The organism is Mycetocola sp. 2940, assembly GCF_040548835.1.
In the GTDB taxonomy this organism is placed as follows: Bacteria; Actinomycetota; Actinomycetes; order Actinomycetales; family Microbacteriaceae; genus Mycetocola_A.
This window is the reverse complement of sequence record NZ_JBEPSK010000004.1, coordinates 223,549-236,695: the sequence shown is the minus strand read 5'-3', so window position 1 is coordinate 236,695 and position 13,147 is coordinate 223,549. Positions and strand designations below refer to the sequence as shown.

General features: G+C 64.5%; 13 protein-coding genes. 9 read left to right on the top strand and 4 right to left on the bottom strand.

Annotation, left to right across the window (positions count from 1 at the left end; all coding sequences use genetic code 11):
- Positions 1–41 precede the first annotated feature (41 nt).
- The gene (locus ABIE24_RS08120; RefSeq protein WP_354498539.1) at positions 42–1,058 is read left to right on the top strand and encodes a TRAP transporter substrate-binding protein; all 1,017 of its coding nucleotides are present in this window, start codon (positions 42–44) and stop codon (positions 1,056–1,058) included.
- A gap of 243 nt (positions 1,059–1,301) precedes the next feature.
- Here the strand turns inward: ABIE24_RS08120 and ABIE24_RS08115 are convergent, their stop codons facing one another.
- A complete protein-coding gene (locus tag ABIE24_RS08115) occupies positions 1,302–2,315 on the bottom strand; it encodes a LacI family DNA-binding transcriptional regulator (RefSeq protein WP_354498537.1) in 1,014 nt (337 codons plus the stop codon).
- A gap of 170 nt (positions 2,316–2,485) precedes the next feature.
- On the opposite strand from ABIE24_RS08115, the gene ABIE24_RS08110 reads away from it, so the two are divergent.
- The 7 genes from ABIE24_RS08110 to ABIE24_RS08080 all read left to right on the top strand — a co-directional run bounded on the left by ABIE24_RS08110 (position 2,486) and on the right by ABIE24_RS08080 (position 9,781).
- Positions 2,486–3,838 carry an NAD(P)H-dependent oxidoreductase gene (locus tag ABIE24_RS08110; RefSeq protein ID WP_354498535.1) on the top strand — a complete coding sequence of 451 codons (1,353 nt, stop codon included), beginning with the start codon at positions 2,486–2,488 and terminating at the stop codon, positions 3,836–3,838.
- The gene (locus ABIE24_RS08105) at positions 3,838–4,743 is read left to right on the top strand and encodes an NAD(P)-dependent oxidoreductase (RefSeq protein WP_354498533.1); all 906 of its coding nucleotides are present in this window, start codon (positions 3,838–3,840) and stop codon (positions 4,741–4,743) included. The genes ABIE24_RS08110 and ABIE24_RS08105 overlap by 1 nt, the downstream gene beginning before the upstream one ends.
- On the top strand, positions 4,740–5,588 hold the full coding sequence (locus ABIE24_RS08100) for an NAD(P)-dependent oxidoreductase (protein ID WP_354498531.1): 849 nt from the start codon (positions 4,740–4,742) through the stop codon (positions 5,586–5,588). Before ABIE24_RS08105 ends, ABIE24_RS08100 begins: the two co-directional genes overlap by 4 nt.
- 165 nt (positions 5,589–5,753) lie before the next feature.
- A complete protein-coding gene (locus ABIE24_RS08095) occupies positions 5,754–7,118 on the top strand; it encodes an MFS transporter (RefSeq protein ID WP_354498529.1) in 1,365 nt (454 codons plus the stop codon).
- 11 nt (positions 7,119–7,129) lie between these two features.
- The gene (locus tag ABIE24_RS08090) at positions 7,130–8,029 is read left to right on the top strand and encodes a transketolase (protein ID WP_354498527.1); all 900 of its coding nucleotides are present in this window, start codon (positions 7,130–7,132) and stop codon (positions 8,027–8,029) included.
- Positions 8,026–9,018 (top strand): transketolase family protein, encoded by a 993-nt coding sequence (locus ABIE24_RS08085; protein WP_354498525.1) that lies wholly within the window; start codon positions 8,026–8,028, stop codon positions 9,016–9,018. Before ABIE24_RS08090 ends, ABIE24_RS08085 begins: the two co-directional genes overlap by 4 nt.
- Positions 9,019–9,124: 106 nt before the next feature.
- Positions 9,125–9,781, top strand: a complete 657-nt coding sequence (locus ABIE24_RS08080; protein WP_354498523.1) for a GntR family transcriptional regulator — start codon at positions 9,125–9,127, stop codon at positions 9,779–9,781.
- An 85-nt stretch (positions 9,782–9,866) separates the two neighbouring features.
- Here the strand turns inward: ABIE24_RS08080 and ABIE24_RS08075 are convergent, their stop codons facing one another.
- Together ABIE24_RS08075 and ABIE24_RS08070 are read right to left on the bottom strand one after the other, a co-directional pair.
- Positions 9,867–10,520 carry a DUF2461 domain-containing protein gene (locus ABIE24_RS08075; RefSeq protein WP_354498521.1) on the bottom strand — a complete coding sequence of 218 codons (654 nt, stop codon included), beginning with the start codon at positions 10,518–10,520 and terminating at the stop codon, positions 9,867–9,869.
- Positions 10,521–10,608: 88 nt separating this feature from the next.
- A complete protein-coding gene (locus ABIE24_RS08070) occupies positions 10,609–10,890 on the bottom strand; it encodes a hypothetical protein (protein ID WP_354498519.1) in 282 nt (93 codons plus the stop codon).
- A gap of 239 nt (positions 10,891–11,129) precedes the next feature.
- Here ABIE24_RS08070 and ABIE24_RS08065 point away from each other — a divergent pair, with 239 nt between their 5' ends.
- Positions 11,130–11,840, top strand: a complete 711-nt coding sequence (locus ABIE24_RS08065; RefSeq protein ID WP_354498517.1) for an SDR family oxidoreductase — start codon at positions 11,130–11,132, stop codon at positions 11,838–11,840.
- A gap of 37 nt (positions 11,841–11,877) precedes the next feature.
- On the opposite strand, the gene ABIE24_RS08060 is transcribed toward ABIE24_RS08065, so the two are convergent.
- Positions 11,878–12,879, bottom strand: a complete 1,002-nt coding sequence (locus ABIE24_RS08060) for an acyl-CoA thioesterase (RefSeq protein WP_354498515.1) — start codon at positions 12,877–12,879, stop codon at positions 11,878–11,880.
- Between the last annotated feature and the right edge of the window lie 268 nt (positions 12,880–13,147).

Genomic DNA, 13,147 nt, shown 5'->3' with positions numbered 1-13,147 from the left:
TTCCCGAACACCCCTGCAATCCATACACACAAGGAAGTGACATGAAGAAGCACATCGTAATCGCGGCTCTCTCGATCGGCGCTCTCGCGCTGACCGGCTGTGGCGCCAGCGGCGCGGCCGAAACCAAAGCCGACAGCTCAGACAAGGCCGCCGCGGCAGAGCCCGTCACGCTCGTTCTCGGGCACGCCGGAAGCGAAACCGACCCACGCCAGACCGCGGCGCTCCAGTTCAAGGAGCTGGTCGAAGAGAAGTCCGACGGACAGATCACCGTCGAGATCCACTCCGCGTCGACCCTGGGAACCTGGGAAGAAATGGTCGAAGGCCTCCAGCTTGGCTCCGTTGATGTCGTGATCGAAAGCCTGCTGGCTGTCGAGGCGTACACCGACCTGTCGGGCATCGAGACTGCACCCTTCCTCTATGAGGATGAAGAACAGTTCTTCGAGGTCTGGGAGGGCGACCTCGGCACGGAGATCAAGCAGGCCATTTCGGATGCCTCCGGCTACGAGATGCTCGGAAACATGTACCGCGGTCCTCGCCAGCTCACCACCAAGGAGCCTGTGGAGACGCTCGACGACCTCAAGGGTCAGACCATCCGCACGCCATCCGCACCGACGATGCTGGCGACCTGGGAAGCACTCGGCGCCCGCGCCGAGGCCCTGCCGTTCAACGAGGTCTACTCAGCGCTCGAAAGCGGCGTGCTCGACGGCCAGGAGAACCCGCTCGACGCGATCCTGTTCAACAGCATCCACGAGGTCGCGCCGTACATCGGTGAGACCAGCCACATGTACGCGAACTACCACTTCATCACGTGGAACGACGCCATGGCTGCGCTCCCCGAGGAGTACCAGGAGATCATCCGCGAATCCTCTGATGAGGTCGGCGAGACGTACACGGAAGACACGATCGCCAACACCGAGGACTACCGCAAACAGCTCGAAGAGGCTGGGGCCGAGTTCGTCGAGATCAAGGACCTCGAGAAGTGGGTCAAAGCGACCCAGCCCATCATCGACGGCCTGCCGGAGCAGGTTCAGGAATGGGTTGAAGAGGTTCGGGGCTAGTCCGCGACACTAAACGACAGAAGAGCGGGGCCCGGGAAACCAGGCCCCGCTCTTTGTTGTCGCTGGACGGGCAGCACGGCGGCATCGTGCACCGGCACGGCAGAAGGAAACAGCGCTGAGGCAAGGACGCCCATGCCGAAACGTCCTTGTGTGGCGCCGATTTCCTTATCCCGTGCAGCCGGACGGAGTCACACGATTATCGGGATGCCGTCGCCGGCCTGCTCGATCAACCAGACCGGCCCGCTAGTTCACGGCGCGCGTGCTGGAGCGTACGACGAACTCCGCTTCGATGACGACCGAGCGCGGGTCCGAGTCGTCGCCGATGCGCTGCAGGGCGAGATCCACGGAATGCGCAGCCATGAGCGTCGTGGGCTGGCGCATGATGGTGAGGGATGGCGTGAACAACTCGGTCCACGGGTTGTCGTCGAAGACGATGAGCGAGAGGTCCTCAGGGACCCGCACCGAGGACTGTCGGATGCGGCGAACGCTCGCGGCGACCTGCGCCGTGTTGGCGACGATGATCGCGGTGGGCGGTTCGGGCAGGCTGAGCAGGCTGCCCGTGGCATCCGCCCCCTGGTCCCCGCGGAACGGAATGTTGCGCAGTAGCTGCGGGTCAGTCGCCACCCCTCGCTCGGCGAGCGTCGCCAGATGCCCTTCGGTGCGCGCCCGGCCGGTCGTCGTCGACAGGGGTCCGGAGATGAACCCAATCCGGGTGTGCCCGAGATCGAGAAGGTGCTCGGTCGCCTCGCGGGCGGAGCGATCGTTGTCGATGCTTACGAGGTCGGCGTGCGGAACGCCTTCCACATACCGGTCGACGAAGACGATGTTCGTGCCCAGCTCGATCAGGCGCTGCCAGGAATCCACATTCGTGGAGGTCGGGGTGGCGATCACGCCGCCTACCCGGCGCGCGGCGAGCGTGTCGAGGGCGTCCTGTTCGAGGCGAGCGTCTTCCTGCGTGGTCATGAGTATGACCTGCACCCCACGAGATCGCGCCTCGCGGACGATTGAATCGGCGAGTCGGGCGAAGAACGGGTTGGTCACATCGGCGAGGAGCAGTCCCAGCGTCGTCGTCGGGCCGGATTTGAGTTCCCGCGCGGCGGTGCGGGGCCGGTACGACAGGTCCTCCATCGCCTTCATCACGCGCTGCCTGGTGGCCGGCGCTACAGGCCCGGACCCGTCGTTGAGCACGCGTGACACAACAGCGATGGAAATCCCGGCCGCAGCCGCGACATCCCGGATCGTAGCTGGCTTGGACATCGGCTCCCCTGGATCACTGGTGGTAATGGTAACGGTTTACCTCAGCTTACGGGAAGCTCTTGCGCGAATTGTGGAACAAAGTGGAATCGGTTACACTTTCATCACCAGCTGACATCGACAATGACGTCTCGGACCGGTTGCGGTCCGCCATTCCTCACAGAAAGTCCCATATGAACCTGCACAGCCTGCTGAAGGACCGCGAAGCGTCCGGACGCCCCATCCGCATCGGACTCATCGGAGCCGGCCGCTACGGCACCATGTACCTGGCCCAGGCCCGCAACATCCCCGGCGTCCACGTCGTCGCTATCGCCGACATCAATACCACGCGTGCCCGCGGCGCGCTCGACCTCGTCGGCTGGCCCGCCGAGGCATTCGTAGACGACATAGAGACAGCGATCTCCAGCGGCTCGACGACGATCGTCGCCGATGCCTCGGCGCTGTTCTCCGCCGACCTGGACGTCATCGTCGAGGCCACTGGTAACCCCATCGTGGGAATCAACCACGCGCTGGCCGCCATCAACAGCGGAAAGCACATCATCATGGTGACCGTCGAGGCCGACGCTCTCGCCGGCCCGGCCCTCGCAAAGCGTGCAGAGGCCGCTGGAGTCGTCTACTCGATGGCATACGGCGACCAGCCCGCCCTCATCATGGAACTCGTCGACTGGGCCCGCACCTCGGGCTTCGACGTCGTCTGCGCCGGCAAGGGCGCCAAATACCTCGAGCACTACCACGAGATGAACCCCGACAACGTCTGGGACAACTGGGAGTTCTCGAAGGAACTCACCGACTCCGGCCAGCTCAACCCGTACATGCACACGTCGTTCCGTGACGGAACCAAGGCTGCCATCGAGATGGCAGCTGTCGCCAATGCCGCGGGCCTGCGCCCGAGCGATGACGGACTGACCTTTACCCCGGGCGACCTCGAAGAGATCGCCACAATCTGTCGTCCATCCGACGTCGGTGGCGTTCTCGCTCACGAAGGAACGGTCGACGTGATGTCGAGCGTCACCCGCGACGGCGACTGGATCCCCCACAACACCCAGGAAGGCGTCTTCGTGGTGGTCAAGGCCACCAACGACTACGTCTCCGGCTGCTTCGACGAGTACCCGTGGCACCCCGACCCGACCAAGCAGTACGCGGCGCTCTACCGCCCGTACCACTACGTCGGTCTTGAACTGAACGTTTCGATCGCCAACGCCGCCCTCCGCGGCATCGCGACCGGATCGCCGATCGGGTTCTACGCCGACGTCGTCGCGACAGCAAAGAAGGACCTCAAGGCGGGCGAAATGCTCGACGGTGAAGGCGGCTTCACCGTCTGGGGCAAGCTCGTCTCGGCTGAGAAGAGCGTCGCCGAAGGCCACCTCCCCGTCGCGATGGCGCACCACGTCGAGCTCGTCAACGATGTCCCCAAGGGCGGCATCGTGCGCTGGGAAGACATCGTCATCGACGACAGCCTCGCCACAGCGATCGAACTCCGTCGCGAGACCGAAGCCCTCGCGGCTGTGGCGGTTCCGGCCTCCTGATGACCGGGCTCTCTCTCCTCGGACTGGGAGCGATGGGGCTGCCCATGAGCGAGGTTCTCCTCGCTCATGGGCAGCCGCTCACTGTCTGGAATCGCACCGCCGCGAAAGCGGAGTCGCTGCGCGCTTCCGGAGCCGTCGTGGCCCGGACACCGGCTGATGCCGCCGCCCGGATCACGCTCACTGTGCTTCCGGACCTCGCCGACGTCCAGGCTGTCGTCGACGGCCCGACCGGCCTGCGCGCGGGCTGGCTGGCCGCCGGCATCCGTTCACCCCTTCTCGTCGTCATGGGCACGGTCTCCCCCGTCGCGGTGCGCGAGTACGCGGGCGAACTCGCGGCCGACGGCATCCGTCTCGTGGATGCTCCGCTCAGCGGAGGCGTCATCGGTGCGCAAGAGGCGCGGCTGAGCATCATGGCCGGCGGATCTGTCAACGACGTCAAGGAGCTGCAGCCTGTTTTCGCGATCCTCGGCGACATCGTGCGACACATGGGACCGGTCGGAACCGGCGAACTCGCCAAAGCGTGTAACCAGATGATCGTCGCGTCGACCGTCTCGGCGGCATCCGAAGCGATGATTCTCGCCCGGGAAGCCGGCCTGGACCGCGCAGCGCTGCTCGACATCCTGCGCGGTGGCCTCGCCGGCTCGGAGGTGCTTCGCCAGAAGGGCCAGAACTGGGTGGACGAGTCATTCGAGCCGGGCGGCACCGCCGCCTACCAGCTCAAGGACCTGGCCTTCGCCCTCGCTTCGGCGGCCGAGGCAGGCGTCGATCTACCACTCACGACAACGGTGCGCGACATGTTCGCGGCCCTCGTAGACTCGGGGCAGGGCGGCCTCGACCACACCGGCGTTTTCCGTGAACTGGAACGTCGCTCAACATTTCTGTTCCCGGTTGGAGAACTCTCATGACATCCATCACCTTCGTCGGTATCGGCGCGATCGGCCTGCCCTTGGCCACCCAGCTCGTACGTGCCGGGCATAGCGTTGCCGGGGTTGATCCGATGCCGGCAGCTCACGCACGGGCGGCAGCAGTCGGCGTGCCGGTGGTCCCCGCAATCACCGACGCTGAACGGACTGAGATGGTTATCGCGATGGTCGCGACGCCCGACCAGCTCGATACGCTCGTGACGCAGGCGGGCGACAGCGTGCACGGCCAGACCTGGGTGATCATGTCAACGGTCGGGCCCGAGAGCGTTGCGGCGCAGGCCGCACGCCTGACCGCTGCCGGAGCCCGCGTTGCCGACGCCCCCGTCACCGGCGGGGTCGCGCGGGCGAAAACCGGCGAACTCGTGATCTTCCTTTCCGGCGAGCAAGCGACGGTCGAGGAAGTCACACCCGTGCTCGAATCGTTCGGCACGGTTCGCGTGGTGGGATCCCGGGTCGGGGATGGGCAGAGCGTGAAGGTCGTCAACCAGCACCTGTGCTCGGTGCACATCGTGGCGGCTGCGGAGGCCCTCAGCCTTGCAGCCTCCCTGGGTCTCGACCAGGCCGAGGTTCTCGATCTCATCGGAGGCGGTGCCGCGGGCTCGTGGATGCTCGCCGATCGCGGACCTCGAATGCTTGACGACGATGCGCAGGTGACGAGCACGATCAACATCTTCGTGAAGGACAGCGGGCTCGTGGCGAGTGCTGCGGCCGCATCCGGCGCCGACGTGCCGCTCCTCGCCGTCGCGCAGGCTCGATATGCCGAGGCTGCCGCATCCGGACTTGGTCAGAGCGACGACAGTCAGGTGATCGCCACGTATCGAGGGTGATCTCCCCGCCAGCCTGCGCCAATCCCGTCACTGTCGACAGTCAACCGCTAGCCGTCAGCGGTCGGCTGTTAGATGTTACTCGTTGACAAACTCCTTGATGAAGCGCACACTGGTTCCACGCTCATCGTCGACGGTCGACGGTGACCGCGATTGAAGGGGATTTCAATGAGCAACGACGCTCTGACGATGAGAGGGCCTGTCGCAGGAACGAAGGACGCCAAGCGCGTCGCTATCGGGTCCGGTGTGGGTGCCGTCATCGAAACGTACGACTTCATCGGCTTCGGAACCGCAGCCGCCCTCTACTTCGGAACCGCCTTCTTCCCTGGCGGTGACCCCGTCACCGGGACCCTCGCCGCATTCGCCACACTCGGCGTGGGATTCGCTGCCCGCCCACTGGGGGGCATCCTCGGCGGCCACCTCGGCGACAAGGTGGGCCGTAAGCCCGTGCTCGTCGGCTCGCTCATCCTGATGGGCCTGGCCACGTTCGCCATCGGCCTGCTGCCGACCTACGCCACGGCCGGAATCATCGCGCCGATCCTGCTCGTGCTCGTGCGGATCATCCAGGGGCTCGCGTTCGGCGCTGAGTGGGGCGGTGCGATTCTGATGAGCTACGAGCACGCACCGTGGAAGCGGAAGGGAAAGTTCACCGGAATCGTGCAGGCCGGCTTCCCCGTCGGACTCCTCCTCGCCAACCTCGTCTTCCTCGCCAGCGGTGCGCTCGGCGGCGACTGGGCCTGGCGGGTTCCGTTCCTCGCCAGCATCGTTCTTGTCGCTGTGGGCCTCATCATCCGTGCGAAGGTGCCCGAGTCCCCCGTCTTCGAAGATGTCAAGGAACGGGGCCAGATCGTCAAGAACCCCATTGTCGAGGTCATCCGCACCGATTGGCGCAACATCGTTCGTGGAATCGGACTGCGGATTGCCGAGACCGCGGGCTACGCCGTCTCGATCACCTACATGATCTCCTACCTGCACACGACCGGGCTGGCCAACAAGTCCGAGACCCTCGTCGCGCTCTGCGTGGCATCCGCGATCGGGATCTTCGCCACGATGGCGTGGGCCCGTCTGACCGACCGGGTCGGACGGCGACCGGTGTATGTCTGGTCGTGCCTGTTCGCGCTGTTCTTCGGCATCCCGATGTTCCTGATGGTCAACACCGGGCTGTTCGCGCTGGTCATCGCGACCATGGTCATTTCGTACGCCGTCTGCCAGAACTCACTCGCCGGCGCCCAGGGCTCCTGGTTCCCCGAACTGTTCAACGCGAACACCCGGTCCTCCGGAGCATCCCTCGCCTACCAGATCTCGGCCATGGTCTCGGGCTTCACTCCCTTCGTCACCACTCTTCTCTTCCTCTGGCTCGGCTGGGTGGGACCCGCCCTGCTCTTCAGCTTCTACGCCGGCATCGGCCTCTGGGCAGCACTCGTCACCCGTGAAACGTGGGGACGGCGCGAGCGCAAGCTGGCCGACGAAGCCACCATCGCCGACACCGCCAGCCGTGCCGCCCAGGCGCCGGCCGCCCACTCTCACCACTAAGGACAGTGCAGATGACATCCATCACACAGGAGACCGCCGCAACGACCGGGCACGGATCACTCGCCGAACGCATCGAGACGGTGGCTGCTGCTGCCTACCGGATGCGGCACTACGCACTCAACATGGGCGAGGTCCAGGGCCAGGGCTACGTCGGCCAGGCCCTCGGATCCGCAGACATGCTCGCGACGGTTTACGCAGACCAGTTGCGGTTCCGCCCGGACCAGCCCGAGTGGGAGGGACGCGACCGGTTCCTACTCTCCACCGGGCACTACGCCATCGGACACTACGCGGCGCTGGCCGAGGCCGGGATCATCCCACTGGACGAGCTCCTGACGTACGGGTCAGACGACTCGCGGCTGCCGATGTCGGCGATGTCGACCTACACGCCGGGAATGGAGATCTCCGGCGGCTCGCTCGGGCACGGACTCGGCATCGCCGTCGGAATCGCACTCGGCCTGCGGCTGCAGGGATCCACAAGCCGTGTCTTCAACTTCCTCTCCGACGGAGAAATCGACGAAGGTTCCACCTGGGAGGCGGCGATGGCCGCGCATCACCACCAGCTCGGCAACCTCATCGCCATGGTCGACGTGAACGCGCTTCAGGCCGATGGCAAGACGGCGACCGTCCTCAGCACCGAGCCGCTCACAGAGAAGTGGGAGGCGTTCGGCTGGTACACCCAGCGGGTGGACGGCAACAACACAGCGGAACTGGTTGAGGCGTTCGACAACGCGACCTCCCGGGCATCCCTTGCCGGACCGCCCGCGATCATCCTCTGCGACACACTCGTCGGCCGTGGCGTGCCGCTGCTGGAGGAACGGGAGAAGGCGCACTTCATGCGCATCGACGAAAACGAATGGCAGGTCTGCCGCGAGCAGCTCACCGCCGGATACGAGAAGAGGGTCCACGCATGAGCACGACGACGGCACCGAAATTGAAGACATCGGCGATGATCGCCTCGTTCGCGGACCCCGGCCAGAAGACGATCAGCGCTCCGTTCGGGCACGCGCTCGTCAAGGCTGCCCAGGAAAACGACAAAATCGTCGGGCTCACGGCAGACCTCGGCAAGTACACCGACATGCACATCTTCGCTGAGGCGTTCCCCGAGCGCTTCTTCCAGATGGGCATGGCCGAGCAGGTCCTGTTCGGCGCGGCGGCCGGATTCGCCGAGACCGGCTTGATTCCCTTCGCGTCGACGTACTCCGTCTTCGCCGCACGACGGGCATACGACTTCCTCTGCCTGGACATCGCGGAACCCAACCTCAATGTCAACGTCGTGGGCGGCCTCCCCGGCCTGACAACCGGATACGGCCCCAGTCACCAGGCAACCGAAGACATGGCAATCTTCCGCGCGATGCCCAACCTGACGATCGTCGACCCCTGCGACTCGGTTGACATCGAGCAGGCCGTCCCCCAACTCGCAGCCAGCGACGGACCGACATACCTGCGACTGCTTCGCGGCAAAGTTCCCACCGTGCTCGACGAATACGACTACACGTTCGAACTCGGCAAGGCAAAGGAACTCCGCGGTGGAAACGACGTCGTGTTCGTCTCCAGCGGTCTGATGACCATGCGCGCCCTCCAGGCCGCGGATGCCCTCGCGAAACACAAAGTGGACGTGGCGGTGGTGCACGCCCCAACGATCAAGCCGTTCGACAGCCAGACCGTCCTCAACGCCATCGACTCGAACCGCCTCGCGTTCACCCTCGAGAACCATTCCGTCATCGGCGGCCTGTTCGAAACGGTCGCAAGCGCCAGCGTTCGCGCCGGCCTTGGAAAACGGATCGTCCCGATCGGCCTCCCCGACGAGTTCCTCGACGCCGGGGCGCTGCCAACCCTTCACGAGCGGTACGGCCTCTCGGTCGACCGGATCGTGGCGAAGGTGCTCGCCGAACTGGGCTAGCTCACACGGCCGGTCAAGGGGTGTCTGACCCCCTGATCGGCTGCCAGAATAAGACCGACAGTCAATTTTTGACTGTCAACACCTGACGTCAGGCGAAAGGCATCTCATGGCCGCACCCGCATTGCTCCCCGGGCTGGAACGAACGAGCTTGCGCCAACAGGCACTGGACGCGCTTCGACGGGCCATTTCGAGTGGCCAGCTGGCACCGGGGACCCCGCTGGTCGAGACCGAGCTCTCCGAAATGCTGAGGATCAGCCGCGGTACCCTCAGAGAAGCGCTCCGAGAACTGCAGCTCGAGGGCCTCGTCTCGTCTGGCGCTCGCGGTGGGCTCAGTGTCCGCCACCTCAACGCCAAGGAGATCCAGGACCTTTTCGCCGTCCGCGCGGCATTGGAGTCCCTCGCAGCCCGAACCCTGAGTTCGCTCCCCGACCGCTCCACGATGATCGCAACACTGCGTGACGCGATCGAAATCATGGCCCGCGCCGAGCACGACGGACTCGAGGAACGCATTGAAGCAGACCTCAACTTTCATCGCACGCTGGTCGCCCTCACCGAGAACGAAACCCTCGTGCGCTCCTGGCAGGCTCTCGAAGGCACCATCCGCATGTCGATCATGTTCGCCGGCGAAGACCGTGCTGTTTCCAACATGAACGTCGACAGGCACACCGAGATTGTGGATGCCATCGAAACAGGGAACCCGGCTGAGGCTCGGACGACGATCATCACGCACATGGACGAAGCCGCGAACAACCTCGTCGCCTGAACGGAGAGGTTGTCCACGGTCAGGTTGGAAGCGATTTGGTGTGGCGCGTGTTCTCCGACTCACCCGACCGTCGCTCATCCCCGCCTCAATGCCGCTCCTCGAGCGTCGTCGGGCCAACGTTCGCATCGAGCCAATCAACCAGTGGCTGTGAGGCGCGAAGAACACTGACAATGTGGTCCTGCGCGCTCGATGTGTGAATCCAGCTCATGGTGGCGGGCCACTGCTTCCAGGCGGCAAGGTCCCTCTTGCGCAGAAGTCCGGCACGCGGGTGGTCCTTCGGGTACCCGCGTGGAACGGTCTTCAGACTGCCCCGGGTGATGACCTCGATCCCGGCAGTGGCGAGCTCATCGATCACCGGTTGAAGGGCGCTGCCCGGTTTCTTGGAGGCGACCGCGTCGCGGTATCTCGCAAGCTGATCCGGCGCCATCCGGTAGTACCCGGCGCCCACACCGAGACCCTGTGACGAGAATTGCACGTACCCGCGACCCAGTGTCGCGCCGATTGCCGTCTTGTACGGGGACTTGTCCGCGCTGAATCGGATGTCACGATGGGGTCGGAAGATTTTGCCCTCCCCGAACTCGTCCGCGAGTTCGTGCAACAGCGCCTCCATGGGAGCGAGGACGCTCTCCTCGTAGACGGTCTTCATGGTGGTCCAGTATTCGCGCGAGTTGTCAGCTTCCAGACCGCGATAAAACGTGACGGCCTCCGCTGGCCAGCCAGTGAACGATTTCGGGTCCATGCGCTATCGCTTCTTCCGGGGTTTGGGCTGTTTGGCCGGGAGCTCACCGACCTGTGCAAGAGCCGTCTGGATCCACTCCGAAACACGCTCAGGGTCTGAATTCCAGGTAAGCGGAAGCGCTGTGTATCCGCCCATCGGTCGATCCGGTGGCCCGAACGGTCCCGGCGCCCGCGATTCCCCGGAGCGTCTCCTCTGACGATGGGTCGATCAGGCGGACACCGATCGCCGAGCCGAACAGGCCGGCGAACATGTTGCCGTTCACGAACGCCCCGAGGTTCCCGAACATCGGTTTGACCTCGACAGTCGGAATGTTCGGAACGACGGAGCGAAAGAAGTCCTTGACCTCATCGGTCGGCTTGGGTATCTGCATGACTCTTTCTCCCGATAGCCCATCGCGCTGCGTTTGGATGCACCGCCTCGCCTCTGACCTTGATATCCGAGTGGCAGAGCAATTCTGCCGTGAACGTCATGTCCTGCACCAGTACTGCGCCCCTCCCCGCAAACGCAAGGGCACCACCTGAAGGGAGCGAGTCCAGTCGTTCAGCCATCTTGTTGACGGTTCGTTCCGCGTCGTTTAACCTCCTTGAGAATTGTCACTCCGGAGGAAACATGACCACCCAGCGACCCCTTGCGCTTGTGACCGGAGCTTCCCGGGGCATCGGTCGCCGTGTTGTCGAGCAACTGCTGGCCAGTGGTTATCAGGTGATTGCTACCGGACGCGAACTCAGCGCGCTGGACAATGTGTCGCGTTCCCTGCAGACCTCGTCGCTTGAATTTGCGCTCGTCGACCTCGACTCACCTGATGTTCAGCGACAGGTGCTGAGCGCCATCGGTGAGCGCCCCCTCGCGCTGCTCGTCGCGAACGCCGCTCGCTTCGCGCCGTGGGATGAGACGGCAACCAGTGCCAACATCGCAGACGCTGAAAACATCATGTCGACCAACTTGTTTGGCACCTGGCGGGTGGTGCAGGCGTCCTTGCCTTCCCTGCGGAAGGCTCGAGCGGCCTCCATCATCGCCGTGGGAAGCGGCTCCGGATCACACGGCGATACCGAATTCGGACTTACGACAAATGCGGGTGCCGTCAGTTACGCCGTCTCCAAGGCCGCACTCCATGCGCTGATGCGGAAGCTATCGACCGAACTGGCCGGTGAGGGTATCGCGGTCTACACAGTGGACCCGGGCCTCACCGCTACGTCACCAGGAATGGAGGAGTTCGGGGCTCGACCAATTGAGGACGGAGCCACCAGCGTTCTCGCCCCCCTGCATGCGGCGGTCGATCCAGGTTCCCTGACACGCGATGGAAGAGTCCTCCCGTGGTGAGATCCACGCGGCACCGGCATAGGTGACGACTCCCGCACTACGACTTCGCGAGTGGGAATGCCGGCAGCGCCGCCCGGAGCGTGATGAGGTTCTTGGCGTGTTCGTTCAGCCGCTCGTCCTCGTCGGTTGAGAGCACCAGCTGTGGGACGCGAGCTGCTCTGCCGTCTGTGCCGACGGAAACAAAAATACTCATGCACTGGGTCGTGAGGTGAGATTCCCGTGTCCTGGGATCGGCGGAGTGGACCTGGATAGAAAGGTGGATGCTGCGCTCGCTCGTGTGGATGATCCGCGCCTCCACCTCGACGATGTGCCCGATGTGGATCGGCCGATAGAAATGGATGCCGCCCGCATAGACCGCCACCGCGTCCTTTCCCGTCCAGCCGATCGCACAGGTCGATGCGGCCTCGTCGATCCACCGCATGACGGTGCCACCGTGAGCGTTGCCACCCCAGTTGCTGTCCGTCGGCGCAGCGAGGAACCGAAATACCGTCCTGGGCGCCGTTCCTTCATGGCCGAACGCATTGCGCTGCATTTCTTCGTGGATGCGGCGACGGGCATCGATGCGCACGACCGCTCCGTCGCTCACGCGGCGGTCGTCATCGGTGGCCGGCCGCCACTCCGGCACGGCGACGGGTCGTTTGTCGTCGTCGACCGCGACGAAGACGAGGATGCAGTGTGTGGCCGTCCTGAATTCACCGCGGCGAGCATCCGCCGCCCTTACGGTCACCAGCACGTGCATGCTCGACCGTCCGGTGTGGATGATCCGGGCGTCCGCTTCGATCAGGCTCCCCGGTGTGATCGGCCGAGTGAAGTGGACATTCCCGACATAGGCGGTCACACAATAGGAGCCGCTCCACCCCACCGCGCACGCATACCCGGCCTTATCAATCCACTCCAGAACCCGGCCGGCCTGGATTGTCGAACCGTCGGAGGTAACCTCCGTCGGCGCGGCGAGAAAACGCAGTGAGATGCGGTCAGCAGGCGGAGAGGTGGTACTCGAACTCACGATGGCCAGTCCAATCTCTGTGCGGTCGCTCATCAGCCAACGGTGAATGTGCCCTACGCGCTGCCGGTCGTTCACGCCGTCGCGGTGCCGCATCGCCGGGAAGTCTACGCCCGATTGCGGCCAGTATTGCCGTTCCGCCCCCATAGAAGCACACAGAGCGCATGAACACCGCGCGCTTCTCATGCGCTCTGTATCAGTGAACCTCCGACCTTTCGTTGATTAATCCAACAAATTCGCTCCCGACCATTGACCTTGTTTGCCTCGCCCGGTTATGGTCCACAGACATCACTAATTTCGACGG

What these genes read in the sequence shown, in the direction of transcription:
- ABIE24_RS08100 (WP_354498531.1), top strand. Translation starts at nt 4,740, where the DNA reads ATGACATCCATCACCTTCGTCGGTATCGGCGCGATCGGCCTGCCCTTG.
- ABIE24_RS08065 (WP_354498517.1), top strand. Translation starts at nt 11,130, where the DNA reads ATGACCACCCAGCGACCCCTTGCGCTTGTGACCGGAGCTTCCCGGGGC.
- ABIE24_RS08095 (WP_354498529.1), top strand. Translation starts at nt 5,754, where the DNA reads ATGAGCAACGACGCTCTGACGATGAGAGGGCCTGTCGCAGGAACGAAG.
- ABIE24_RS08085 (WP_354498525.1), top strand. Translation starts at nt 8,026, where the DNA reads ATGAGCACGACGACGGCACCGAAATTGAAGACATCGGCGATGATCGCC.
- ABIE24_RS08080 (WP_354498523.1), top strand. Translation starts at nt 9,125, where the DNA reads ATGGCCGCACCCGCATTGCTCCCCGGGCTGGAACGAACGAGCTTGCGC.
- ABIE24_RS08105 (WP_354498533.1), top strand. Translation starts at nt 3,838, where the DNA reads ATGACCGGGCTCTCTCTCCTCGGACTGGGAGCGATGGGGCTGCCCATG.
- ABIE24_RS08060 (WP_354498515.1), bottom strand. Translation starts at nt 12,879, where the DNA reads ATGAGCGACCGCACAGAGATTGGACTGGCCATCGTGAGTTCGAGTACC.
- ABIE24_RS08075 (WP_354498521.1), bottom strand. Translation starts at nt 10,520, where the DNA reads ATGGACCCGAAATCGTTCACTGGCTGGCCAGCGGAGGCCGTCACGTTT.
- ABIE24_RS08115 (WP_354498537.1), bottom strand. Translation starts at nt 2,315, where the DNA reads ATGTCCAAGCCAGCTACGATCCGGGATGTCGCGGCTGCGGCCGGGATT.
- ABIE24_RS08070 (WP_354498519.1), bottom strand. Translation starts at nt 10,890, where the DNA reads ATGCAGATACCCAAGCCGACCGATGAGGTCAAGGACTTCTTTCGCTCC.
- ABIE24_RS08110 (WP_354498535.1), top strand. Translation starts at nt 2,486, where the DNA reads ATGAACCTGCACAGCCTGCTGAAGGACCGCGAAGCGTCCGGACGCCCC.
- ABIE24_RS08120 (WP_354498539.1), top strand. Translation starts at nt 42, where the DNA reads ATGAAGAAGCACATCGTAATCGCGGCTCTCTCGATCGGCGCTCTCGCG.
- ABIE24_RS08090 (WP_354498527.1), top strand. Translation starts at nt 7,130, where the DNA reads ATGACATCCATCACACAGGAGACCGCCGCAACGACCGGGCACGGATCA.